This window comes from Pseudomonas sp. B21-059, assembly GCF_026016285.1.
GTDB lineage: Bacteria > Pseudomonadota > Gammaproteobacteria > Pseudomonadales > Pseudomonadaceae > Aquipseudomonas > Aquipseudomonas danubii.
This window is the reverse complement of the sequence record NZ_CP087201.1, coordinates 1,644,814-1,668,812: the sequence shown is the minus strand read 5'-3', so window position 1 is coordinate 1,668,812 and position 23,999 is coordinate 1,644,814. Positions and strand designations below refer to the sequence as shown.

Annotated in this window: 26 protein-coding genes; 14 read left to right on the top strand and 12 right to left on the bottom strand. The window is 62.9% G+C overall.

Going from position 1 to position 23,999, the window contains the following annotated elements:
* Positions 1–200 precede the first annotated feature (200 nt).
* From LOY69_RS07605 to LOY69_RS07590, 4 genes are all read left to right on the top strand, one after another.
* Positions 201–1,199 (top strand): Bug family tripartite tricarboxylate transporter substrate binding protein, encoded by a 999-nt coding sequence (locus tag LOY69_RS07605; RefSeq protein ID WP_110595107.1) that lies wholly within the window; start codon positions 201–203, stop codon positions 1,197–1,199.
* Between the two features lie 75 nt (positions 1,200–1,274).
* Positions 1,275–1,808 carry a tripartite tricarboxylate transporter TctB family protein gene (locus tag LOY69_RS07600; protein WP_102878772.1) on the top strand — a complete coding sequence of 178 codons (534 nt, stop codon included), beginning with the start codon at positions 1,275–1,277 and terminating at the stop codon, positions 1,806–1,808.
* Entirely contained in the window at positions 1,805–3,334 is a 1,530-nt protein-coding gene (locus tag LOY69_RS07595; protein ID WP_265074339.1) for a tripartite tricarboxylate transporter permease, read from the top strand. The genes LOY69_RS07600 and LOY69_RS07595 overlap by 4 nt, the downstream gene beginning before the upstream one ends.
* Positions 3,335–3,404: 70 nt before the next feature.
* On the top strand, positions 3,405–4,349 hold the full coding sequence (locus tag LOY69_RS07590; RefSeq protein ID WP_102878770.1) for a LysR family transcriptional regulator: 945 nt from the start codon (positions 3,405–3,407) through the stop codon (positions 4,347–4,349).
* 15 nt (positions 4,350–4,364) lie between these two features.
* Here the strand turns inward: LOY69_RS07590 and LOY69_RS07585 are convergent, their stop codons facing one another.
* The 4 genes from LOY69_RS07585 to cysK form a co-directional block, all read right to left on the bottom strand.
* Positions 4,365–4,742: a hypothetical protein gene (locus LOY69_RS07585; protein ID WP_102861657.1), complete on the bottom strand. Its 378-nt coding sequence runs from the start codon at positions 4,740–4,742 to the stop codon at positions 4,365–4,367.
* Positions 4,743–5,084: 342 nt separating this feature from the next.
* Positions 5,085–5,948, bottom strand: coding sequence for a DMT family transporter (locus LOY69_RS07580; protein ID WP_110651924.1), 864 nt, complete (start codon positions 5,946–5,948; stop codon positions 5,085–5,087).
* Positions 5,949–6,300: 352 nt separating this feature from the next.
* On the bottom strand, positions 6,301–7,239 hold the full coding sequence (locus tag LOY69_RS07575) for an aspartyl/asparaginyl beta-hydroxylase domain-containing protein (RefSeq protein ID WP_102878768.1): 939 nt from the start codon (positions 7,237–7,239) through the stop codon (positions 6,301–6,303).
* Between the two features lie 236 nt (positions 7,240–7,475).
* Positions 7,476–8,450, bottom strand: a complete 975-nt coding sequence (gene cysK, locus LOY69_RS07570) for a cysteine synthase A (protein WP_102861654.1) — start codon at positions 8,448–8,450, stop codon at positions 7,476–7,478.
* A 127-nt stretch (positions 8,451–8,577) separates the two neighbouring features.
* On the opposite strand from cysK, the gene LOY69_RS07565 reads away from it, so the two are divergent.
* The 3 genes from LOY69_RS07565 to LOY69_RS07555 all read left to right on the top strand — a co-directional run bounded on the left by LOY69_RS07565 (position 8,578) and on the right by LOY69_RS07555 (position 11,834).
* Positions 8,578–9,654: a DUF748 domain-containing protein gene (locus LOY69_RS07565; protein ID WP_265074338.1), complete on the top strand. Its 1,077-nt coding sequence runs from the start codon at positions 8,578–8,580 to the stop codon at positions 9,652–9,654.
* Positions 9,655–9,797: 143 nt separating this feature from the next.
* A complete protein-coding gene (locus LOY69_RS07560) occupies positions 9,798–10,643 on the top strand; it encodes an AAA family ATPase (protein ID WP_265074337.1) in 846 nt (281 codons plus the stop codon).
* A 12-nt stretch (positions 10,644–10,655) separates the two neighbouring features.
* On the top strand, positions 10,656–11,834 hold the full coding sequence (locus LOY69_RS07555) for a vWA domain-containing protein (RefSeq protein ID WP_110651922.1): 1,179 nt from the start codon (positions 10,656–10,658) through the stop codon (positions 11,832–11,834).
* 132 nt (positions 11,835–11,966) lie between these two features.
* Here LOY69_RS07555 and LOY69_RS07550 read toward each other — a convergent pair whose 3' ends face one another.
* The 4 genes from LOY69_RS07550 to LOY69_RS07535 form a co-directional block, all read right to left on the bottom strand.
* A complete protein-coding gene (locus LOY69_RS07550; protein WP_265074336.1) occupies positions 11,967–12,884 on the bottom strand; it encodes a biotin-dependent carboxyltransferase family protein in 918 nt (305 codons plus the stop codon).
* Positions 12,881–13,585 (bottom strand): 5-oxoprolinase subunit PxpB, encoded by a 705-nt coding sequence (gene pxpB, locus LOY69_RS07545; RefSeq protein WP_265074335.1) that lies wholly within the window; start codon positions 13,583–13,585, stop codon positions 12,881–12,883. The genes LOY69_RS07550 and pxpB overlap by 4 nt, the downstream gene beginning before the upstream one ends.
* Positions 13,582–14,334, bottom strand: coding sequence for a 5-oxoprolinase subunit PxpA (locus LOY69_RS07540; protein WP_265074334.1), 753 nt, complete (start codon positions 14,332–14,334; stop codon positions 13,582–13,584). The genes pxpB and LOY69_RS07540 overlap by 4 nt, the downstream gene beginning before the upstream one ends.
* A 72-nt stretch (positions 14,335–14,406) precedes the next feature.
* Positions 14,407–15,690, bottom strand: a complete 1,284-nt coding sequence (locus tag LOY69_RS07535; RefSeq protein WP_253083923.1) for an MFS transporter — start codon at positions 15,688–15,690, stop codon at positions 14,407–14,409.
* A 138-nt stretch (positions 15,691–15,828) separates the two neighbouring features.
* On the opposite strand from LOY69_RS07535, the gene LOY69_RS07530 reads away from it, so the two are divergent.
* Positions 15,829–16,749, top strand: a complete 921-nt coding sequence (locus LOY69_RS07530) for a LysR family transcriptional regulator (protein ID WP_265074333.1) — start codon at positions 15,829–15,831, stop codon at positions 16,747–16,749.
* Between the two features lie 105 nt (positions 16,750–16,854).
* Here LOY69_RS07530 and LOY69_RS07525 read toward each other — a convergent pair whose 3' ends face one another.
* The 3 genes from LOY69_RS07525 to LOY69_RS07515 are packed head-to-tail and all read right to left on the bottom strand — an operon-like array spanning position 16,855 to position 18,714.
* Positions 16,855–17,397 carry a DUF2937 family protein gene (locus LOY69_RS07525; protein WP_102861646.1) on the bottom strand — a complete coding sequence of 181 codons (543 nt, stop codon included), beginning with the start codon at positions 17,395–17,397 and terminating at the stop codon, positions 16,855–16,857.
* A gap of 10 nt (positions 17,398–17,407) precedes the next feature.
* Entirely contained in the window at positions 17,408–18,184 is a 777-nt protein-coding gene (locus LOY69_RS07520) for a class II glutamine amidotransferase (RefSeq protein WP_102878751.1), read from the bottom strand.
* A 32-nt stretch (positions 18,185–18,216) separates the two neighbouring features.
* Positions 18,217–18,714, bottom strand: a complete 498-nt coding sequence (locus tag LOY69_RS07515; protein ID WP_265074332.1) for an MFS transporter — start codon at positions 18,712–18,714, stop codon at positions 18,217–18,219.
* A 100-nt stretch (positions 18,715–18,814) separates the two neighbouring features.
* Between LOY69_RS07515 and LOY69_RS07510 the strand changes: the two genes are divergently transcribed.
* Positions 18,815–20,869: a S9 family peptidase gene (locus LOY69_RS07510; protein ID WP_265074331.1), complete on the top strand. Its 2,055-nt coding sequence runs from the start codon at positions 18,815–18,817 to the stop codon at positions 20,867–20,869.
* A gap of 103 nt (positions 20,870–20,972) precedes the next feature.
* Positions 20,973–21,446, top strand: coding sequence for a cyclic nucleotide-binding domain-containing protein (locus LOY69_RS07505; protein ID WP_102861642.1), 474 nt, complete (start codon positions 20,973–20,975; stop codon positions 21,444–21,446).
* On the opposite strand, the gene LOY69_RS07500 is transcribed toward LOY69_RS07505, so the two are convergent.
* The gene (locus LOY69_RS07500; protein ID WP_102861641.1) at positions 21,443–21,757 is read right to left on the bottom strand and encodes a hypothetical protein; all 315 of its coding nucleotides are present in this window, start codon (positions 21,755–21,757) and stop codon (positions 21,443–21,445) included. The two genes, LOY69_RS07505 and LOY69_RS07500, sit on opposite strands and share 4 nt — an antisense overlap.
* A gap of 75 nt (positions 21,758–21,832) precedes the next feature.
* Here LOY69_RS07500 and LOY69_RS07495 point away from each other — a divergent pair, with 75 nt between their 5' ends.
* The 4 genes from LOY69_RS07495 to LOY69_RS07480 all read left to right on the top strand — a co-directional run bounded on the left by LOY69_RS07495 (position 21,833) and on the right by LOY69_RS07480 (position 23,976).
* Positions 21,833–22,519, top strand: coding sequence for a spermidine synthase (locus LOY69_RS07495; protein WP_102878749.1), 687 nt, complete (start codon positions 21,833–21,835; stop codon positions 22,517–22,519).
* Between the two features lie 49 nt (positions 22,520–22,568).
* Positions 22,569–22,946 carry a YajD family HNH nuclease gene (locus LOY69_RS07490; RefSeq protein WP_102861639.1) on the top strand — a complete coding sequence of 126 codons (378 nt, stop codon included), beginning with the start codon at positions 22,569–22,571 and terminating at the stop codon, positions 22,944–22,946.
* 108 nt (positions 22,947–23,054) lie between these two features.
* Positions 23,055–23,522, top strand: coding sequence for an RNA methyltransferase (locus LOY69_RS07485; protein ID WP_102861638.1), 468 nt, complete (start codon positions 23,055–23,057; stop codon positions 23,520–23,522).
* A gap of 82 nt (positions 23,523–23,604) precedes the next feature.
* Positions 23,605–23,976, top strand: coding sequence for a DUF2892 domain-containing protein (locus tag LOY69_RS07480; RefSeq protein WP_102878748.1), 372 nt, complete (start codon positions 23,605–23,607; stop codon positions 23,974–23,976).
* Positions 23,977–23,999: the final 23 nt, after the last annotated feature.

Sequence of the window (23,999 nt, the reverse complement as noted above, 5' to 3'; positions counted from 1 at the left end):
CGCTCACAAAAGGCTCTGAACCGCCTGTTTCAGCGTCTTCCCCGCTGCGCCGACCCGTCGATCTATAACCCCAGGCTATCGGTGTATCTCATGTTTTGAGTAGACGTCGTGCCACCGGCTTCCCACACTCGGTTCCAGGCTTGCGGCCTCAGGCCACGGACAAGCCACTCATAACAACGACAAGAACCAGAGGCTCTACCATGCGCTCAACCTTCGTTCGTCGCACGTCACGCCTATTGCTCGGCGCCAGCCTGCTCTGCGCCCTGCCCGCCCTGGCCTGGCAGCCGGAAAAGAACGTCGAGATCGTAATCGCCGGTGGCCCCGGAGGCGGTACCGACCAACTCGGCCGACTGATCCAGTCAATCATCACCACCCACAAGCTGCTGGACGTCAACACCGTGGTCCTGAACAAGGGGGGAGGCAACGGCGCGGAGGCCTTCCTTGACCTGAAGATGGCCCAGGGCGATCCAGGCAAGCTGGTGATCGGCACCAACAACATCTACTTGCTGCCGCTAGTGGCCAAACTCGGCTACCAGTGGCAGGAGCTGACGCCGGTGGCCGCCCTGGCCGAGGACGACTTCATCCTCTGGACCTACCAGGACGCGCCCTGGAAAGACGCCAAGGCTTTCTATGAGGCAGTCAAAACCGAGCCGAAGCTGCGCATGGGCGGCAGCCAGTCCAAGGACGTCGACCAGACCCTGACCCTGCTGCTGAACCGCACCATCGGCAGCAAGCTGACCTACATCCCCTTCAAGAGCGGCAGTGAGGCGGCCACCCAGTTGGCGGGCAAACACATCGCCAGCAACGTCAACAATCCCGCAGAAAGCATCAGCCAATGGCGCGGCAATCAGGTCCGGCCACTGTGTGTGTTCAGCCGCGAGCCCATGCAGTACACCGACAAGGTCGCCGGCGAACGCTCCTGGTCAGACATTCCCACCTGCCACTCCCAAGGCCTGGGGATCGACCAGTACCGCTTCCCGCGCACCGTGTTCATGCCCGGCGGGGTCAGTGCCGAGCAGCGGGCGTTCTACGTCGAGCTGCTGCGCAAGGTCACCCAGGCTCCGGAATTCAAGGCCTATGTGAGCCAGAACGCCCTGGTGCCGACCTTTCTCGAAGGCGAGCCACTGAACGCCTACATCGAGCAGGACACTGCACGGGTGACCCCGGTCTTCAAGGAAGCCGGCTGGCTGCGCGACTGATCCCGCGGGCGGCCCCGCCCCGCCTGAGACTCAGGCAGGGCCGCTGCCGCTCGCCCTTTTTTCGGAGGTGCAAGCATGTCCCATTGCGCAAATTCATCATCACTCCTGGGCACCCGCTGGGTCGAACTCGGGCTGGCCCTGTTCACCGCCCTGATCGGCGCCGCGGTGATGCTCGGTAGCCTCGAACAAGGCATCGGCTGGGGCGACGCCGGCCCCCAGCCTGGGTATTTCCCGTTCTACATCGGCCTGCTGCTCAGTGGCGCCAGCGCCGCCAACGCCCTGCTCACCGGGCTGCGCTGGCACGCCCTGGGCCTGGCCTTCGTCAGCCGCAAGGCGTTCGTCCAGGTGCTCTCGGTGTTCATTCCCATTGCCCTGTTCGTTGCGGCCATGCCGTTCACCGGCATCTACCTGGCCTCAGCGCTGTTCATCGCCTGGTTCATGTGGCGCGACCGGTTGCGGGCCCGGCCTTATGGCAGATGGATGATCGGTGGCGTGTCCTTCGGAGCAGTGCTGGCCAGCTACCTGATCTTCGCCCTGTGGTTCAAGGTGCCGCTGGATGCCGGGCCGCTGGGCGACTGGTTGGCCCTGGCCGGGAGTCGCCTGAAATGAGCGAATTCGACTCCCTGCTGCAAGGCATGAACCTGATCCTCACCCCCGGCCATATCGGACTGATGGTGGTGGGCGTACTGCTGGGTATCCTGGTGGGAGTGCTGCCCGGGCTCGGCGCGCCCAACGGTGTCGCTCTGTTACTGCCGCTGACCTTCAGCATGACGCCGGTGGCGGCGATTATCCTGCTTTCGTGCATGTACTGGGGGGCGTTGTTCGGCGGTTCGATCACCTCGATCCTGTTCAACATTCCCGGTGAGCCCTCATCGGTGGCCACTACCTTCGACGGCTACCCCATGGCCCGCCAGGGTCGGGCGGCCGAGGCCCTGACCGCAGCCTTCAGTTCGGCACTGATCGGTGCCCTCTGCGGCGTGCTGCTGCTGACCTTCCTGTCGACGCGGATTGCCGAGTTCGCCCTGTCCTTCAGCTCACCGGAATTCTTCGCCGTGTACCTGCTGGCGTTCTGCACGTTCATTGGCATGAGCAAGAACCCGCCGCTAAAAACCCTGGTGGCGATGATGCTCGGCTTCGCCATGGCCGCGGTGGGCATGGACACGGTGTCGGGCAACCTGCGACTGACCTTCGACCAGCCGATGCTGATGACCGGCATCAGCTTTGAAGTGGCGGTGATCGGTCTGTTCGGCATTGGCGAGATCCTCTGCACCGTGGAGGAAGGCCAGGTGTTCCGTGGCGAGCACGCGCGGATCACGCCGATGATCATCCTGCGTACCTGGGCGCGCTTGCCGCGCTATTGGCTGACGCTGGTGCGCAGCACCCTGGTGGGCTGCTGGATGGGCATCACACCCGGCGGCCCCACCGCAGCCTCGTTCATGGGCTACAGCCTGGCACGGCGCTTCTCCAGGCACCGCGAGCACTTCGGCAAGGGTGAGATCGAAGGCGTGATCGCCCCGGAAACCGCCGACCACGCTGCTGGTACCAGCGCCCTGCTGCCGATGCTGACCCTGGGCATTCCCGGTTCTGCCACCGCCGCGGTGATGCTCGGCGGGCTAATGATCTGGGGCCTGCACCCGGGGCCGACGCTGTTTGTCGAGCAGCACGATTTCGTCTGGGGCCTGATCGCCAGCATGTACCTGGGCAACGTGGTCAGCCTGATCGTGGTGCTGGCCACCGTGCCGCTGTTCGCCTCGATCCTGCGGATTCCTTTCTCGATCATTGCGCCGATCATCATCATGGTCTGCGCCATTGGTGCCTACTCGGTGCACAACGCCTTCTTCGACGTGGTGCTGATGCTGGGCTTCGGCGCCCTGGGCTACCTGTTCAAAAAGCTCGGCTACCCCATCGCGCCGTTGGTGCTGGCGGCAGTACTGGGAGACAAGGCCGAGGATGCCTTCCGCCAATCGATGCTGTTCTCCGACGGGCAATTGGGGATCTTCTGGTCCAACCCGCTGGTGGGCAGCCTGACCACGGCGGCGCTGATCATACTGTTCTGGCCCCTGCTGTCTACGGCCTTGCAACACGTGGTCAAGGGCCGCTCGCAGAGTCCGGCCGACAGTCATTCCTCCCCTTGAATGCTACTCCTGGCAACGCCTGGCATTTATTGTCAGGCTTGCCGCTGCCTCTTACTGCGAGCCCGGCCCTATGACCAAGATTCCTGATGCCAACATGATTCACAGTCGCCTACGCCTGCGCCAATTACGACTGATGCTGGCCCTGCAGGAGTTCGGCTCTCTGCGCCGCGCTGCGGACAACATCGGCATGACCCAGCCAGCCGCGACCAAGATGCTCCATGAGGCCGAGGACCTGCTGGGGGTCGAGCTGTTCGAACGCCTGCCTCGGGGCATGCGCTCCACGCCCTTCGGCGAGACGGTGATCTACTACGCCCAGATGGTCTTCGCCGAACTCAGTGGCATGCGCGAGGAACTGGTAGCCCTGGAATCCGGCAACCTCGGGCGGGTTGCGGTGGGGGCCATTCCAGCCCTGGCCTCAGGACTGCTGACGCGGACCATCGCGACCCTCAAGCAGAGTCACCCCCGGCTGTCCATGAGCATTCAGGTAGACACCAGCGATGTGCTGGTACAGGCGTTATTGCAGGATCAACTGGACATCGTCCTGGGCAGGATCCCCGCTGGCGCACGGGCCGAGGAACTGCTCTTCGACAGCCTGGGTGAAGAGGCCCTGTGCGTGATCGCTGGGGCGCAGAATCCACTGGCACAAGCCACGCACTTGAGCTGGGCACAATTGCAGAACGAAACCTGGGTGCTGCAACAGCATCCCAGCCCCATGCGCTCGATCATCAACCAAGTGTTCCACAACGCCCGGGTCGACATCCCCAGCAGCATCGTCGAGACCACCTCGATCATGACCTTGCTGTCCCTGGTGCAGCAGACCGACATGATCGGTGTTACACCGGTTTCGGTAGTCGAGGACTATCCCGGGCGTCACCTGTTGGCGGTGCTGCCGATCCAGTTCGAGGCGCGGTTGCCGCCCTTCGGGTTGATCACCCGGCGGCACCGCATCCAGTCGTCGGCGATGCAGGCCTTCATGAACTCGGTTCGCAAGGAACATGGGTTGAACCGAGACTGAGTGCCAGCAAGGGGCTCAAGGAACGTTCAGGGTAATCAGGTAGGTGCCGGAGGTTACGGCCTTGCCGGCCTGATCAACAAAGGCATAGTGCTGGTTGTAGTAGCGGCCCTGGGAACCGCTGTCGGCCAAGAGCTTGACCTTGACGGCGGAATGATCCGAAGCGCTGACGCTGGCCACGGCTCCCACACGGGCTACGTCGATTGCGGTGCCGCGCGAGCCTTGAGGACACTGGCGTAGGCTAAGCCCTGTGCTGGCGGCGCTGGTGGTGCAATGGCTCTCAACGATACTGCCGGTAAAGCGGATGACCCCCTGTGCCACGGGAGCAGCGGCGAAACAACTGCTCGACAGTCCCAAAAGCAAACCGAAAGCGGTTGAAGCGAACGTTGCGTTCATACTGACTCTCCTTTGTTTAAGGACTATGTCGTCAGTCTAGGTACCGGCTTTAGCTTTTAAGGTTTGTCTGATGGACTAATTTGGAATACCAACAAAAAAGTCTAAGCATCTGGTTATCAAAAGAACCTTGAGGGTTCGCTTCAGTCGCTCATTACGTGCACATACAAGGTTTGAAATCAGACCTTTATTGACCGGCAAAGAACTACACGACGATAGTGGCATCTAGCCACTATTCATGCTTATAGTCGATCATTAATTGAATCAATAATGGGCAAAAGCGACCGAGCATTGCGCTCGGCCGCAGGTCTGGACAACCACCGCGAAGATCGTCGCCCGTAACTATCAGGCGCTCTTACGGAACACGAAGACCAGGCCGACAATGATCAGGCCCATGCCCATCAGGCTCAGCCAGGCCAGACGATTGCCGAAAAAGATAAAGTCCATCAATGCGGTCACCGCCGGCACCAGATAGAACAGGCTGGTGACATTCACCAGGTTGCCCTGAGCGATCAAGCGGTACAGCAGCAGTGTGGCCAGTACCGACACCACCAACCCCATCCACAGCAGCGCAATCACGAAGCCGGCGCTGTACTCGAAGTGAAACGGCTGGAACGGCACGAACAGCGCACACAACAACAGGCCCGCCAGGTACTGCACCGGCAGGGTGCCCAAGGGGTTGTCGGTGATGCGTTTCTGCATGATCGAACCGGCCGTCATGCTGACCAGGGCCAGCAGGCCACAGAGCATGCCGGAGACGGATATCCCCGCCAGACCGATGCCCTGGTAGACCACCATGATCAGCCCGGTGAGCCCCAGACTGAGGCCGAACAGGCGGCTCCAGGAACGCTGGCGCTCCATCAGCACCACGGTGAGGATCGGCTGCACCCCCATGATGGTGGCCATGACGCCAGGGGTGACCTTCAGGTCCAGGGCCAGGATGTAGAAGATCTGGTAGGCCCCCAGCAGCACCAGGCCGGTGGCCATGGCAAAGCCCACGGCCCGGCGCCCCTGGGGCAACCTGAGCTTGAGCAGGGGCATCAGCAGCACCAGGCCCATCAGCGCGATGATGAAACGCAGCAGCAGGAAGGCAAAGGGCGAAGCCTGGGTCAGGCCCCATTTGGAGAAGATCGCGCCACTGCTCCAGAGCAGGACGAACAGGCTCGTGGAAGCCGCCGCAAGTGCGGACTTTTTGGAAATGAGCAACATGAAAACCACCTGTAATCAGGCAAGAAGCCAATTCAGCCAAGGCTGAAGTTCAGTAGTGTTTGGTTCAGGCGGGCACAGGGAACAGCAGCGATTGCTGATCAGCCCGAAAAGCCAACGCCCGGCGGTGATACGACTGCGTACACCGGCGTGCTACTGACAGGTGGGGGGTACTGACCGATCTGCACAGGCTGCTGATTCCCGCACGGCACGACGCCAGCGTTGACCGCTGAAACCACTACCGCGTTGAGAGGGGAAAAGGCCATGAGCTGATCTTTCTTGAAGGGAAAAAACCATGAGTCGGCTGACTCATCGAGCGCCGAATGTAACCGGCGCCCGATATTCATTGCAAGATTTATCCGAACAGCCACTTCCACAAGACCACCAGCACCACCACCGCCAGAACCGGGCGCAGGATGCGGTAGAGCTTGGGATTGCGGCGCTTCCACTGCTTGACCACACCGCTGAAGCTGTCGCTGAAACGCTTGCTCCAGGCATAGGCCTGGTTAATCCCGCCGACGCGCTCGTCATCAAGGTTCTGCGGCGCGGTCGCACGACCCAACTGGGCGCTGACCCAGCGGTTGATGCGCGTCATCAGCGGGCTGCTCAGCGGACGCTCGATGTCGCAGAACAGGATCACCCGGGTGGTTTCGGTTTCGTTCTTCACCCAGTGCACATAGGTCTCGTCGAACATCACGTCTTCACCGTCGCGCCAGGCGTACTCCTGGCCATCGACGAAGATCCGGCAAGCGTCGGAGTTGGGGGTCGACAACCCCAGGTGATAACGCAGCGAGCCGGCAAAGGGATCGCGGTGCGGGTTCAGGTGGCTGCCACCGGGCAGCAGGGCGAACATCGCGCCCTTGACGTTGGGAATGGCGCTCACCAGCTCGACGGTCTTGGGGCACAGCGCGGCCGCTGACGGCAGGGGCTTGTCGTACCACTTGAGGTAGAAACGCTTCCAGCCCTTCTTGAAGAAGGAACCGAAGCCGGCATCGTTGTTCTTCTCCGCCGCGCGGATATACCCCTCATCGAACAGATGCATGGCCTCCTCGCGGATCACTTCCCAGTTATCCCGCAGGATATCCAGCTCGGGGAACTTGCTGCGGTCCAGGTAAGGCTTGGAAGGCACTCCGGAAAACAGATACATCAGCGCGTTGTAGGGGGCAAACAACGCCGAATGGTTGACGAACTGGCGCAGTACCGGCAGACGCGCTTTGCCGCGCAGATGCACGTAAAGGATGCTGCCGACGAACAGCGACAACACCGCGAACTTGGCGGCAAAGGAAAAGCTCATGCAACGACTCCTTGGAAATAGGCACCTGTGCAGGCTGTGTGGGGGAGTGTTCACCCAACCTGGCAGCCGGCAATGATAAACACTCCTGGACCCTGGAAAAACCCGCACGACTCAACATTCAGTGTTAACGGGCGTGCAACAAAGGCGCTTAAGTAGCATATGCGGCCAGGCCCTTGCCTGATGTAGGTCAGCATTCACCGGCGAGCCGGCGCCTGTCGGCGAATGCCCGAGGTGCGTTACTGCTGGTTTTCCTGCTCGGTGAACAGGTCGCTGAACAGCATGCTCGACAGATAGCGCTCGCCGGAGTCCGGCAGGATCACCACGATGGTCTTGCCCTGCATTTCCGGGGTCTGGGCCAGGCGCACCGCCACCGCCATTGCCGCGCCGCAGGAAATCCCGCAGAGAATCCCCTCTTCCTGCATCAACCGCAGGGCCATGGCCTTGGATTCCTCGTCGGTCACCAGCTCGACCCGGTCGACCATTTCCAGATCCAGGTTCTTGGGCACGAAACCGGCACCGATGCCCTGGATCTTGTGGGGGCTGGGCTTGATCTCTTCGCCGGCCAGTTTCTGGCTGATGACCGGCGAAGTGGCAGGTTCTACCGCCACCGAGAGGATCGGCTTGCCCTGGGTCTTCTTGATATAGCGCGACACGCCGCTGATGGTACCACCCGTGCCGACCCCAGCCACCAGCACATCCACGGCGCCGTCGGTGTCGTTCCAGATTTCCGGACCGGTGGTTTTCTCGTGGATCGCCGGGTTGGCCGGGTTATCGAACTGCTGCGGCATGAAGTACTTGGACGGATCGCTGGCGAGAATTTCCGCCGCCTTTTCAATCGCGCCCTTCATGCCCTTGGCCGGCTCGGTCAGGACCAGCTCCGCCCCCAGGGCCTTGAGCACCTTGCGCCGCTCGATGCTCATGGACGCCGGCATGGTCAGCATCAGCTTGTAACCACGGGCAGCGGCGACGAAGGCCAGACCAATCCCGGTATTGCCCGAAGTGGGCTCGACGATGGTCATGCCCGGCTTGAGCTTGCCGCGACTTTCCGCGTCCCAGATCATGTTGGCGCCGATCCGGCATTTCACCGAGTAGCCCGGGTTACGCCCTTCGATCTTGGCCAGGATGGTTACGCCGCGAGGGGCGATACGGTTGATCTGCACCAAGGGCGTATTGCCGATGGAATGGGCATTGTCAGCAAAAATTCGGCTCATGGCTGGGTCCTTATGCAGCAGTGAAGAAGTCCTCAAGGGTATGCCTGGTGCCTTTGAGCGTCCAGTCGCGCCGAACGACTGCGACCCCAGGCAGTCAATGCCTCTATACGGCTGGAGACTGCTGATCATGAAACGTCGTTACCGTTGGCCCCTATGGACACTGGCCGGCCTGCTGGTCCTGCTGCTGGCCCTGCACTTCACCCTGCCCTATCTGGTGCGCGACTACCTGAATGACAAACTGGCGGACATGGGCGACTACCGTGGCCAGATCAGCGATATCGACCTGGCCCTGTGGCGCGGCGCCTACCGCATCAACGGGCTGGAGATCGTCAAGGTCAGCGGCAAGGTACCGGTGCCCTTCGTCAAGGCGCCGCAGATCGACCTGGCGGTGAGCTGGCATTCACTGTGGTACGACCACGCCGTGGTGGCCAAGGTGCAGTTCGTCCAGCCGGAGCTGAACTTCGTCGATGGCGGCGCCGACAAGCAAGCGTCGCAGACCGGTGAAGGCACCGACTGGCGGGCGCAACTGGGCAAGCTGTTGCCCATCACTCTCGACGAGCTGCGGATCAGCGACGGCAAGATCCACTTTCGCAACTTCAGCTCCACTCCCCCGGTGAACATCGGCGCCACCCAGGTCAATGCCAGTTTCTACAACCTGACCAACGTGGTGGATACCCAGGGCAAACGCGATGCGCGCTTCGACGGCAAGGCCTTGCTGCAAGGCCAGGCCCCCATGGAAAGCACCGCCACCTTCGACCCCCTGAGCAATTTCGAGGACTTCGAATTCCGTCTGCGGGCCCGGGGTATCGAACTCAAGCGTTTCAACGACTTCGCCTCGGCCTACGGCAAGTTCGACTTCAATGCCGGACACGGCGACGTGGTGATCGAAGCCCAGGCCGAGAAGGGCCAACTGCATGGCTATATCAAGCCGCTGCTGCGGGACGTGGAAGTCTTCAACTGGCAGCAGGACGTGGAGAACCGCAACAAAGGAATATTCCGCTCGGTATGGGAAGCCTTGGTGGGGGCCGGGGAAAACCTGCTGAAAAACCAGCACAAGAACCAGTTCGCCACCCGGGTCGAACTCAGCGGCAGTGTGCACCAGCAAGATATCAGCGCATTCCAGGCGTTTTTGCAGATTTTGCGCAATGGATTCATCCAGGCCTTCAATGCCCGTTACGAACAACCCAAGCCCTCGACTGACTGAGTCACCCCGTGACGCTCCATTCAGAGACTGAATGGGGCGTCCACGTTCACAGTCGACCGGGCACCGCGTTATAGTCGCGCCATCACTCTCCATTCAATCGATCTGCCCCGGGCAGCTCGCCGTCACCGTTCGAGGAATTGCAGATGAAGTTCGAAGGCACCAGCGCATACGTCGCCACCGATGACCTGAAGCTGGCAGTCAACGCCGCCATCACCCTGGAGCGTCCGCTGCTGGTCAAGGGCGAACCCGGCACCGGCAAGACCATGCTCGCCGAGCAACTGGCCGAATCCTTTGGCGCCAAGCTGATCACCTGGCACATCAAGTCCACCACCAAGGCCCACCAGGGTCTGTATGAGTACGACGCGGTCAGCCGCCTGCGCGACTCCCAGCTGGGTGTGGACAAGCTCCACGACATCCGCAACTACCTGAAGAAAGGCAAGCTGTGGGAAGCCTTCGAATCCGAGGAACGGGTGATCCTCTTGATCGACGAGATCGACAAGGCCGACATCGAGTTCCCCAACGACCTGCTGCAAGAGCTCGACAAGATGGAGTTCTACGTCTACGAAATCGACGAGACCATCAAGGCCAAGCAGCGGCCGATCATCATCATTACCTCCAACAACGAGAAAGAGCTGCCGGACGCCTTCCTGCGTCGCTGCTTCTTCCACTACATCGCCTTCCCCGACCGCACCACCCTGCAGAAAATCGTCGACGTGCACTACCCCGACATCAAGAAAGACCTGGTCAGCGAAGCCCTGGACGTGTTCTTCGATGTGCGCAAGGTGCCGGGCCTGAAGAAGAAGCCCTCGACCTCGGAACTGGTGGACTGGCTCAAGCTCTTGATGGCCGACAACATCGGCGAAGCGGTGCTGCGCGAACGCGATCCGACCAAGGCCATCCCGCCCCTGGCCGGCGCCCTGGTGAAGAACGAACAGGACGTACAACTGCTGGAGCGCCTGGCGTTCATGAGCCGTCGCGGTAGTCGTTAAGAGGCTGATTCCATGCTGCTCAACCTGTTCAATGAAATGCGCGCGGCCAAGGTGCCGGTGTCGGTACGCGAGCTGCTGGACCTGATCAACGCACTCAAGCAGCGCGTGACCTTCGCCGACATGGACGAGTTCTACTACCTCGCCCGGGCGATCCTGGTGAAGGACGAACGGCATTTCGACAAGTTCGACCGAGCCTTCGGTGCCTACTTCAATGGCCTGGAAAAGCTCGATGACCACCTGCAGGCGCTGATCCCCGAGGATTGGCTGCGCAAGGAGTTCGAGCGTTCGCTGACCGATGAAGAGCGGGCGCAGATCCAGTCCCTGGGCGGCCTGGACAAGCTCATCGAAGAATTCAAGAAGCGCCTGGAAGAACAGAAGGAACGCCACGCCGGCGGCAACAAGTGGATCGGCACCGGCGGCACCAGCCCCTTCGGCTCCGGCGGTTTCAACCCGGAAGGCATCCGCGTCGGCGATGCCGGCAAGCGCCAGGGCAAGGCGGTGAAAGTCTGGGACCAGCGCGAATACAAGAACCTCGACGACTCGGTGGAACTGGGCACCCGCAACATCAAGGTGGCCCTGCGCCGGCTGCGCAAGTTCGCGCGCCAGGGTGCGGCGGAGGAGCTGGACATCGACGGCACCATCGACCACACCGCCCGGGATGCCGGGTTGCTGAACATCCAGATGCGCCCGGAGCGACGCAACAGCATCAAGCTGCTGTTGCTGTTCGACATCGGCGGTTCCATGGATGCCCACGTGAAGATCTGCGAGGAACTGTTCTCGGCCTGCAAGACCGAGTTCAAGCACCTGGAGTACTACTACTTCCACAACTTCATCTATGAATCGGTGTGGAAGAACAACCTGCGTCGCGGTTCCGAGCGCACCTCGACCCAGGACCTGCTGCACAAGTACGGCGCCGACTACAAAGTGATCTTCGTCGGTGACGCCGCCATGGCGCCCTACGAAATCACCCAGGCCGGCGGCAGCGTCGAGCACTGGAACGAAGAAGCCGGCTATGTGTGGATGCAGCGCTTCATGGAGAAGTACAAGAAGCTCATCTGGATCAATCCCTACCCGAAAGACACCTGGGGCTACACCGCTTCGACCAACATCGTTCGCGAGTTGATCGAAGACCAGATGTACCCGCTGACCTTGCGTGGCCTGGAAGAAGGCATGCGCTTCCTGTCCAAGTAAGCGGCGCGGGACCGTCAAGCAAGGCCTTGCGGCCTTTTCGCAGCCTCGCCAAGGCTCGACAGCGGCTACAGGAAATCCCCTGTAGCCGCTGCCGCAGGCTGCGAACGGTCGCGAAGCGGCCGCCTTCAGCCACTACCCAAACCTGCGCAAGAATGCCACCTGCTGCCGATGCGCCGTTTCCTGCACCACCGGCGTCAATCGCACCTCGCTGCCCGGCAAACACTGCGCCAACCGCGCCAGTGACAAGGGGGTCAACGCCCCCAATCGCGGGTAGCCGCCAATGGTCTGCCGATCATTGAGCAGGATGATCGGCTGGCCGTCCGGCGGCACCTGGATCGCCCCCAGGGGAATGCCCTCGGAAATCATCGGCTGGCCCTGATACTGCAAGGTCGGTCCCAGCAAGCGCGCGCCCATGCGATCAGCGCGGCTGTCCAGGGTCCAGGTGCTGTTGAAGGCGTCGAACAGGCTCAAACCGCTGAACTGGCCGATCTGCGCGCCCAGAATCACCTCCAGGGGTGCTGCGCATTGCCAATCCGGCAACTGCGCAGCCGACAAGCTCCTGAGCGCACCGCCAGTCCCCGAATAACTCAAGGCCCCGCCCTCGCTCAGGGCCCGGCCATGACCATCCGGGCCGCCCAAGGCTTCGCGCAACACACTGGCGCAACTGCCCAGCACCTTGGGCGCGTCAAATCCGCCAGGGGCTGCCAGGTAGGCCCGGGCGCCGAAGAAAGGTTGAGTAAAACGCAGGCGCTGGCCCTTTTGCAGGATGAAACTGCGTCCCGGGCTCAAAGGCCGCTCATCGACATATGCCCCCAGATCGGCCCCGACCAGGGCCAGCAGGCAATAGTCCTCGGCCAACAGGGTGAAACCGCCCAGGGTGATTTCCACCACCGGCGCATCCAGGGCATTGCCCAGCAGCCAGTTGGCCCAGGACATCGACACCCAATCCAGCGCCCCGCCCTGGGTCACGCCCAAATGGCGCACACCAAAACGCCCGGCATCCTGCAGCAGGCACAGCGGGGTGCTGGCCTCGATCATCAAGCGGCTCATGCCGACACCTCCAGCGGCGTGTCATCGCCCCCCAGGCGCAGGAACTCGGCCCGCTCCACGGCAGCAAAGCGCACGCGGTCCCCCGGCTGCATCAGGCTGTAGCCTTCGCGCTCGCGATCGAACAGGCGGCTCGGGGTACGGCCGATCAGGTTCCAGCCCCCCGGCGATACCACCGGGTAAGCGGCGGTCTGGCGTTCGGCGATCCCCACACTGCCCGCCGCCACCCGCTTGCGCGGGGTGTTCAGCCGCGGCGCCGCCAGCGCCTCTTCCACCAGCCCCATGAAGGCAAATCCGGGCGCGAAACCCAGGGCGAACACTTGATATTCACGCTGGCTGTGACGCTCGATCACCTCAGGCACCGACAGCCCGCTGCGCCGGGACAACAGCGCCAGTTCCGGCCCGACACTGAGGTCGTACCACACCGGCAGCACATGCTCGCGCCCGGCCTGAGTGGTACTGGGCGCCAGATCGGTCAAGGCGACCGCGATCCGCTGCCGAGCCTCGGACGGACTCAGGGCCAGCAGGTCGTAATGCACCATCAACGTGGTATAGGACGGCACCAGGTCGATCAGAGACTCGCCAAAGGCCCGCCGCAGCCCTTGGGCGGCGGCCAGCATCCAGGGCATGTTGTCCTCGGCGATCACCTCGAACAAGCGCACCATCAGGCAGTCGATGGCGACGACTTCAACCTGTGGCTTCATAGGCCGGACTGCTGGTTCAAGGCCTCGCGAATGCGCTGCACGGCGGCCACCGAACTGGCGTTGTCGCCATGCACGCACAGGGTGTCGGCCTGCAGCAGCAAGGCGCTGCCGTCGCTGGCGGTCAGGGTGTCGCCCCGAGCGATGGTCAAGGCCTGCTGGAGAATGGTCTGCGGATCATGATGCACCGCGCCCGGCAACTGCCGCGACACTAGATGCCCGGCGTTGTCGTAGGCACGGTCGGCAAAGGCCTCGAACCACAGGGTCACGCCGTATTCATTGCCCAGGGCCTGGGCCGTGCTGTTATCCCGCGTGGCCATGAGCATCAGCGGCAGTTGCGGGTCGTAGGCCGCCACCGCCTGGATCACCGCCCGCAACTGGGTCGGCTTGGCCATCATGTCGTTGTACATCGCGCCGTGGGGTTTGACGTAGCTGACCCGCGCGCCCTGGGCCCGGCAGATGCCGTCCAGCGCGCCGATCTGGTAGTGCAGCAGGTCACGAATCTCCTCGGGCGAATAGCTCATGGAGCGGCGGCCGAAACCGGCCAGATCCTGATAGGCCGGGTGCGCACCGATGCGCACGCCGTTGGCCAGGGCCAGGGCCACGGTCTTGCGCATGATGCCCGGGTCGCCGGCATGGAAGCCGCAGGCAATGTTGGCGCAGTCGATAAAGGGCATCACCTCGGCATCCAGGCCCAGGGTCCAGTTGCCAAAGCTCTCGCCGATGTCGCAATTCAATAACAGGCGGCTCATGGTCAGTGCTCCTGTGGTTCTTGTTGTGGGTCAGCTGCAGGGCTGTCGCGCAATGTCCGCGCAGATTATCAGTTAGCGCGCCTCAAGTTCCTTGCCGCGGGTTTCCGGCAGGCTCAGGGCCGCCAGCACCACCACGCCGTAGGACACCGCGGCAAAGCTGCCGATGGCCACGCTCAGGGGTACATGCTGGCTCAGCAGGCCGATCAGCAGCGGGAACAGCGCCGCCAGCGCCCGGCCGCTGTTGTAGCAGAAACCCTGGCCGGAACCGCGGATACGGGTGGGGAACAGCTCAGTGAGGAACGCCCCCATGCCGCTGAAAATGCCTGAAGCGAAGAAGCCCAGGGGAAAGCCCAGCCAGAGCATCACGGCATTGCTCACCGGCATTTGCGTATAGAGCAGGACAATGGTGAAAGAGCCGGCGGCGAACAGCACGAAGTTCTTCTTGCGGCCGAGAATATCCGTCAGGTAGGCGCTGATCACATAGCCCACGTAGGAGCCGGCGATCACCATGGCCAGGTAGCCGCCGGTACTGAGCACGCTCAAGCCGCGCTCGGTCTTCAGATAGGTCGGCAGCCAGAAGGTGATGGCGTAGTAACCACCCTGGGCCCCTGCCGCCAGCAAGGAGGCGCGCAGGGTGGTGCTGAGAATCCCCGGGGCGAAGATCTCGTAGAACCGCGCCGGGTTGCTTGGCGCTTCACGCGCGCGGGTTTCCCGGTAGACCTCGGGGTCCTTGACCAGGCGGCGAACGAAGATCACGAAAATCGCCGGCAGGATGCCCAGCAGAAACAGCCCGCGCCAGGCGTCCTCCGGCGGCAGCAAGGAGAACAGCAGCGCATACAGCAGCGCCGTCAGCCCCCAGCCCAAGGCCCAGCCGGACTGCACCATGCCCACCGCCTTGCCACGGTTCTTGGCGCGGATCACTTCACCGATCAACACCGCCCCGGCGGTCCACTCGCCGCCGAATCCAAACCCCATCAAGGTGCGGGCGATCAGCAACTGTTCGTAGTTCTGCGCAAGACCGCAGAGAAAGGTGAAGACGGCAAACCACAGTACCGTGAGTTGCAGGGTGCGTACCCGGCCGATGCGGTCGGAAAGAATCCCGGCGATCCAGCCTCCCAGGGCGGAGGCCAGCAAGGTACTGGTATGGATCAGGCCGGCTTCGGCGGAAGTGATGCCCCACAGCGCGATCAAGGTCGGGATCACGAAGCTGAGCATCTGGGTGTCCATGCCATCCAGGCCGTAACCTATCTTGCAGCTCCAGAATGTCCGGCGCTCCTGCTGGTTGATGTCTCGGTACCAGTCAAACGGGCCGGCGCGGCGCGGAGCCTTGGCGGCCAATGTTTCGGGCGCACTCATGGCGATCTCCAGGGTAGTGTTGTTGGTATTGTTCTGGGCCCCGACGACGCATATCGTGGGTCGGGCCATTCTTCGGTTCAGGCACAACCTGCGTCCAACTAATAAAAACCGCCCTAAGGCATAAGAAAAGTTGATCCCATGAATCTCAAGTTTCTCGAAACCTTCGTCTGGGTGGCGCGGCTCAAAAGCTTCAGCCTGACCGCGGAAAAACTCTTCACCACCCAGGCGGCAATCTCCAGCCGTATCGCGGTACTGGAAGGCGAACTGGGGGTGAAGCTGTTCCTGCGGGACTCGCGGGGCGTCAGCCTGACCCCGCAAGGGCTCAAGGTGCTGGAGCACGCCGAGCAGATGCTCGACACCCTGCAGGTGCTGAAACAGTCCATCGAGGCGCCGTCGAGCAAGGTCGGGCGGGTTCGCATCGGGGTCATGGATACGGTGATCCACACCTGGCTCAGCCCCCTGGTGGCGGAAATGATGGATCACTACCCGCAAGTGGAAATCGAACTGGTGGCCGACACCTCGCTGAATCTCTGCGACCAGCTGCAAAAAGGCTTTCTCGACCTGGTGCTGCAGACCGACTTGCTGCGCCAGGAAAGTATCCGCAGCCGGGAGCTGGCCAGCCACCCGGTGGGCTGGATTGCCGCCAGCAACTCGATCTACAACCGCGACTACGCCAATCTCGCCGAGCTGGCCCGGGAGCGGATCATCACCTATTCGAAGAACTCCCTGCCCCACCAGCAGGTACTGAGCCTGATGCAGGCCAACGGGGTGCTGGCGCCACGGCTCAATTGCGTCAACTCGGTGTCGGCCATCACCCGCCTGCTCAGAGATGGCTTCGGGATTGGCGCCCTGCCCCCGGTGCTGGTCCGTGAAGAACTGGCCCGTGGCGAACTGACCTTGCTGGCCATCGAGCAGCGTCCGCCCAACCTGCAGGTGGTGGTGTCGTGGCGCGTGGGCGTGGATCTGGTGGAGGATATCGTGGAGCTGTGCCAGCGCGTGGTGCAGCGCTATGGGCAGAAGGTCGGCGAGGATCAGCTGGTACTGATCGCCCCCCAGTAAACATCGCCATCCCCCCCTCGTAGGAGCTGGCTTGCCAGCGAAGGCGATCTACAGCCAGGCGCAAGCCACGCGGCCCTTTCGCCGGCAAGCCGGCTCCTACAGAGGTCAGAGGCCCTTTAGGTCGCGCTCTTCGATCGGACGGCTCTGGCGCAGACGCCGGCCTCCCAGCACCACCCAGTCGATCAGGCGATACAGGCACTCCAGTCCAAAGGACAGCAGCATGGCGCCGCTCATGCCCCAGATCATCGCTTCCGGGGTCAGCAGGATCTGGTAGCTGTAGCCGTCCCAGGTTTCCTTGCGGATATCCGGGTCGGCTGCCAGGGCCACTTGCAGCAGGCGGATGTACCACGGGCCCTGCATCGCCTGGTATTGCTTGTCCAGGGCCAACTGACGATGGAGCAAACCGCTCAAGCTTTCGGCATCGCTGCGAAACACCGGGTCTTCGCTGGCCCGGTAATGGGCCACCAGCGCATTCAGATCGCCCTTGAAGAATTGCTGCGCGGTGCCCTGGAAGCCCCGCAGGCTGTTCTGCGACTCAATCAAGTGGGCTTCCACGCGCTTGGCGTAGTCGCTGATGAAACCCGGCACTTGCACACCGATCAACAGGCCGGCGGCGAACAACACCAGCCGCAGATAACTGAGCAACATAGAGATGTCCTTATTCGGTCTGGCCGTGGCTGACGCATTCACCGCGCCGCCACAGGCTCCATTGGCCCGGCTGATAGCGGGTCCAGGTTTCGTTTTCGGTCAGAGGTTCGGTGGCGATCACCGTCACGACGTCGTTGGGGGTGGTTTCCGCCTGGAAGTCGACAATCACATCGACATCCTTGAGCCGGGCCGGGCCGAACGGCGCGCGCCGGGTGATCTGCGCCAGCTTGGTGGAGCAGAAGCAGAACAGCCAGTCGCCGTCGCTGAGCAAGCCGTTGAACACACCCTTGCTGCGGTATTCGCTACAGGCCTGGATCAGGGTTGGCAGCAGTTCCTCGACCTCCACCGGTTCGGGAAAGGCTTCGCGAACCCGGTTGAGCAAGTCACAGAAGGCCGCCTCGCTGTCAGTATCGCCCACCGGACGATAGAAGCTGGTCTGGGGCTGGAAGTCCGCCAACTGGCCGTTATGGGCGAAGCACCAGTTGCGGCCCCAGAGTTCACGGACAAAGGGATGGGTGTTGGCCAGGCAGACCTTGCCGACGTTGGCCTGGCGGATGTGGCCGATGACCACTTCGCTCTTGATCGGGTAGCGCTGCACCAGGTTGGCCACTTCCGACTCGCTGCTGGCCGCCGGGTCCTGGAACAGCCGCAGGCCGCGGCCTTCGTAGAAGGCGATGCCCCAACCGTCGCGATGGGGGCCGGTACGGCCGCCGCGCTGCATCAGCCCGGTAAAGCTGAAGACGATATCGGTCGGTACATTGGCGCTCATGCCCAATAACTCACACATGCTCGGACTCTCGCTGCAATGCCGGGGCCAGGTTACAGACGCGGCTCGACCCGCGTGTTCAGGGGGGCGCCCGCAGCTGGCGGACGACCATAACGGTCATTGCCGGCACCGCCAAAGGGCTGGTCATCCTCGACTTCGGCAGCCTTGGCCGCGGCTTGCGCCGCTTCGTTGCGCTGGCGGCGTTCATTGGCGGCACGCTCGATAGGCCAGCGGATCAGCACAAACAGCAGGTACACGCCAAAGGCGATCATGCCGTACATGAACAGATCGGACACCGCACGCCAGGCGTTGTTGCCGACCTTGAAGGCCATATCCAGGGCAGTGATGGCCACCGCCGGGGCAAATTTTTCCTTGACCGGGTCGATGATGGTGGGACTGAACAGCAGCACCGCCACCAGTACACGCAGCGGCTCGCGCAGCCAGCGCCACATCCAGCGGGTCAGGCGCATCCACACCAGCAGGCAGCCCAAGGCGGCAAAGGCGTAAAGGCCCCAGGCGATCAGATAGTCGTTCTCGGTCATGGTGTCCATGGCAAGGCAGGCAAAGAGGCGCTTATGATAACGACTTTTCCCGTGTCAGGCTGCACCGCCGTCTGCCAAGCCCTCATTTGTCTTCGTTCGAGAGCCACCCATGCCCCTACCCGCCAACGACAGCAGCGCCCCGATTGCCCACAAGGCCGAAGGCGCTGACCCGTATGCCTGGCTGCAGGAACGCGACACCGACGCGGTGCTCGACTACCTGAACGCTGAAAACAGCTACCAGGAAGCCCGGCTGGCCCATCAGGCGCCGCTGCGCGAGACACTGTTCCAGGAGATCAAGGGGCGAATCCTCGAGACCGACCTGTCCCTGCCCTCCCCCTGGGGCCCGTACCTGTATTACACCCGCACCACCGCCGGTGACGAATACGCCCGGCACTACCGCTGCCCGCGCCCGGCGGACGACAGCCTGACGGTGGACGAAAGCCGCGAACAGCTGCTGCTGGACCCCAACGCCCTGGCCAACGGTGGCTTCTTCTCCCTCGGCGCCTTCAGCATCAGCCCCGACCACCAGCGCCTGGCCTACAGCCTCGACACCACCGGCGAGGAAATCTACACCCTGTTCATCAAGGAGCTGTCCAACGGCAAGGTCAGCGAGCTGTCCTTCGACAACTGCGACGGCAGCATGACCTGGGCCAACGACAGCCTGACCCTGTTCTTCGGCGAACTGGACGACACCCACCGCCCACACAAACTGTTCCGCTACCGTCTGGACGGCACCGCCGCCGAGGAAGTGTTCCACGAGCCGGACGGACGCTTCTTCCTGCACTGCTACCGCTCAAGCTCCGAGCGCCAATTGCTGCTGTCCCTGGGCAGCAAGACCACCGGCGAAACCTGGGCCCTGGATGCCGCACAGCCGCAGTTGCCGTTCACCTGCCTGGCGCCACGGGTCGAAGGCCATGAATACGACGTCGATCACGGTCAACTCGACGGCCAGTGGACCTGGTTCATCCGCAGTAACCGCGAGGGCATCAACTTCGCCCTCTACCAGGCTGCGGACGAAGGCGTTATCCCCGAGGAAAGCGACTGGCAACTGCTGGTCCCGCACAACCCCGAGGTGATGCTCGATGGCGTGACCCTCAATGCCGGCGCCATGACCCTGAGCCTGCGCGAAGGCGGGCTGCCGATCATCGAAGTGCATCCCCAGGACCTGCCCGTGTATCGCGTACAACTGCCGGATGCGGCCTACAGCCTGCACGTGCAGAACAGCCTGGAGTTTTCCAGCGATCGCATCCGCCTGCGCTACGAGGCGCTGAATCGCCCGGCCCAGGTACGCCAGCTGCAACTGGCCGACGGTCAACAGCAGGTGCTCAAGGAAACCCCGGTGCTGGGCCCCTTCGACGCCGATGCCTACGTCAGCCAGCGCCTCTGGGCCACCGCGGCCGACGGTACCCAGGTGCCCATCAGCCTGGTGGTCAAGCGCGAGTGCCTGGGCCAACCGACACCGCTGTACCTGTATGGCTACGGCGCCTATGGCGAGAGCCTCGATCCCTGGTTCTCCCATGCCCGCCTGAGCCTGCTGGATCGCGGCGTGGCCTTTGCCATCGCCCATGTGCGCGGCGGTGGCGAACTGGGTGAAGCCTGGTATCGCGCCGGCAAGCAGGAACACAAACAGAACACCTTCAGCGACTTCATCGCCTGCGCCGAGCACCTGATCGCCCAGGGCCTGACCAGCGCCCAGCAACTGGCCATCAGCGGTGGCAGTGCCGGCGGCCTGTTGATCGGCGCCGTGCTCAACCAGCGTCCCGAACTGTTCCGGGCGGCCATCGCCGAAGTGCCCTTCGTCGACGTGCTCAACACCATGCTCGACCCGGACCTGCCACTGACCGTCACCGAGTACGACGAATGGGGCAATCCCGAGGAGCCTGAGGTCTATGAACGGATCAAGGCCTACGCCCCCTACGAGAACGTCCGGGCCCAGGCCTACCCGGCGACCCTGGTGATCGCCGGCTACAACGACAGTCGCGTGCAGTACTGGGAAGCCGCCAAATGGGTGGCCAAACTGCGCGCCACCAAGACCGACGAAAACCTGCTGCTGCTCAAGACCGAACTGGGTGCCGGCCATGGCGGCATGAGCGGCCGTTACCAGGGATTACGTGACGTAGCCCTCGAATATGCCTTTATCCTGAACATTCTGGGCCTGGACTGAGGAACTACCTGCGGCGCTCCTGTCTTAACCCTGGACCGCCGCCGGCAACCGCCGGACCGGGCCTGCGCCCGTGCAACAGACACAAGAAAAAGACCCTGATCCCATGTCTGAACCCACCTTACTGAACAACGAAATCCGCGACTGGCTGATGGACTGCGGCCTGTTCGACCAACTGCAGCCCGCCGACTTCAACGCGGCGGCCGGCTATTTCAGCATCAGCAGCATCGCCGAAGGCGAAGCGATCTTTCGTGAAGGCGATGCCGGCAGTTTCATGTGCATCATCCACAGCGGCCAGGTGGCCGTGCAAAAGAGCACCCTGGACGGCCAGCCGCTGACCATCGCCACCCTGCGCAGCGGCCGGGCCTTTGGCGAAATGGCGGTGCTCGATGGCGAGCGACGCTCGGCCACCTGCGTGGCGGCCAGTGATTGCCAGTTGCTCAACCTGGGCAAGGACTCCCTGGAGAAGATGCTCAACGATGCGCCGAAGATCGCCGCCAAGATCATCCGCGCCCTGGCTATTTCCCTGTCCAAGCGCCTGCGCATGGCCGACGGCCAGTTGCTCGCACAGCAGATCTAGGCTCCTTGCACCTTGGCCTTGTTGTCATTCTGCTCCAGCCCCGGCAGGGTCTGATCCTTGGGCGGCTTGGGCATGTCGATGGGCGGCAGCAAGGGCGCACTGCCACTGCTGCCGGTTTTCGGCGTGCTGGGTGGGGTCACTTGCGGATAAGGCGTGGGGGTGGCCGTGCCCGGGGTGCCTAGGGTCGGCGTCGGGGTCACCACCGGGGCGCTTTGCGGCTCGTCGGCCAGGGCCGGGCCAGCACTCAGCGCCAGGGCGGCGGTCAGGGCGAGCGCCGCTTGGGCAATCACCGTTAGAATAGTGCGCTTCATCAATGGCTCCATTGCTATTGTCTGGCGTCAGGCTACTCCCAACCGGGAGCTTTTGCCTTCCTCAATGAGATCTCCATGAAACGTTTCGTACTGCTGGACACCACTGCGATTCCCGACAACGGCGGTGCCTTGTGCCTGTTCGAATACGGTGAGGATTTCGTCATCAAGATCCAGGGCGGCGACGGCGGCCAATTGATGAACACCCGTATGCACGGCTCCGAGGACGCCCTGGCGCAGATTCCCTGCAGCAAGGTCGCCGGGCGCCCGAACTCGCGGGTGCTGATCGGCGGCCTCGGCATGGGCTTCACCCTGGCCGCGGCCCTCAAGCACCTGGGCCAGAGCGCCGAGGTGGTGGTCGCCGAACTGGTGCCCGGAGTGGTGGAGTGGAACCGCGGCCCGCTCGGGGAAAAGTCCGGCCGGCCGCTGCTGGACCCGCGCACGGTGATCCGCCTGGAAGACGTGGCCAAGGTCCTGCAGGCCGAGCCCCAGGGCTTCGACGCGATCATGCTCGACGTCGACAACGGCCCCGAAGGCCTGACCCAGAAAGCCAACAGTTGGCTCTACTCCAGCGCCGGCCTGGCCGCCTGTGCCCGCGCTCTGCGGCCCAAGGGCATTCTTGCGGTGTGGTCCGCCAGCGCCGACCAGAAGTTCTCCGAGCGCCTGCGCAAGGCCGGCTTCAAGGCCGAGGAAGTGCAGGTGTACGCTCACGGCAATCGCGGCACCCGGCATACCATCTGGATTGCCGAGAAGCTCAAGGCCTGAGCTAAACTTTGTCCATTACCGTCTTTAGTCCTTCTACAAAGGTGAACCCATGAGTTCGTCCACTCCCCCGTCCAACACCGCCAAGCTGGACCGTATCCTTGCCGACGCCCAGCGCGACCGGGAAATGGGCTACCGCGACAAGGCGCTGAAGATGTACCCCCACGTCTGCGGCCGCTGCGCCCGGGAGTTTTCCGGCAAGCGCCTGAGCGAGCTGACCGTGCACCACCGCGATCACAACCACGACAACAACCCCCAGGACGGTTCCAACTGGGAACTCTTGTGCCTGTACTGCCATGACAACGAGCACTCGCGCTACACCGACCAGCAGTACTTCGGCGAAGGCTCCCTGAGCACCCCGAAAATTGCCAAGGCGACCCACAACCCGTTTGCCGCCCTGGCCGGGTTGATGAAGAAAGACGACGAGTAAGCTTTTCGCGGGCCAGCCGCCCGGCTTGCCCGCGAACCGCCGAGCACCCCGCCACACCCCGCACAATCCCCGTATAATCGCGCTCTTTTCCCCCAAGGCTCCTCGCTCGTGGCAAACAAAAGGTACAGCTGCATCGGTTTGTATAACCCCAAGTCACCGGAGAATGTCGGTTCGGTGATGCGCGCCGCCGGCTGCTATGGCGTCGCCTCGGTGTTCTACACCGGCAAGCGCTATGAACGTGCCCGCGACTTCGTCACCGACACCAAGAAGGTCCACCAGGACATTCCCCTGATCGGCATCGACGACCTGAAGAAAATCCTCCCCCTGGGCTGCATCCCGGTGGCCGTGGAACTGGTGGAAGGCGCCCGTGCGCTGCCGGAATACACTCACCCGGACCGCGCGCTGTACATCTTCGGTCCGGAAGACGGCTCCCTCGACAAGGAGATCCGCGACTGGTGCGAGGACGTGGTCTACATCCCCACCACCGGCTGCATGAACCTGGCGGCGACGGTCAACGTGGTGCTCTACGATCGCCTGGCCAAGGGCAACAACACCCGCTCCGGTCCGAAGTACTGAAACCCCGCCGATCAATCCCCGGGAACCAGCGACGCCCTGGTGCAGTCAGCTTTGTATCCCATACCTCCCTTGGAGACAGAGCATGAGCGAGCGCAAACAGCTGCAAACGATCGAAGCCACACCCTTGCCGAGCCAACCGACCCAGAACGTCCAGGGCTGGGAGCGCATCGGCTCCCTGGCCGGTGGCGTGGTGATGATGGGCAAGGGCCTGCGCCGCGGCGGCGTGTTCGGCCTGATTCAAGTGGCCATCGGTGGCGTGGCCCTGGCCCGGGGGATTACCGGCCATAGCTCGGCGAAAAGCCTGCTGGAGAAGAGCCGCCAGGACATGCACAACGTGCGCAGCAAGATCGAACGCGCCGGGGAAGAACTGCGCACTCTGAAGGCCAATGCCGAAGCGGCCAGCCGCCATGCCAAGGCGGCCAGCAATGATGAAGTGAAGACGCCCAAGGCTTGAGGCGAAGGCGTTCCTGCGGGTCC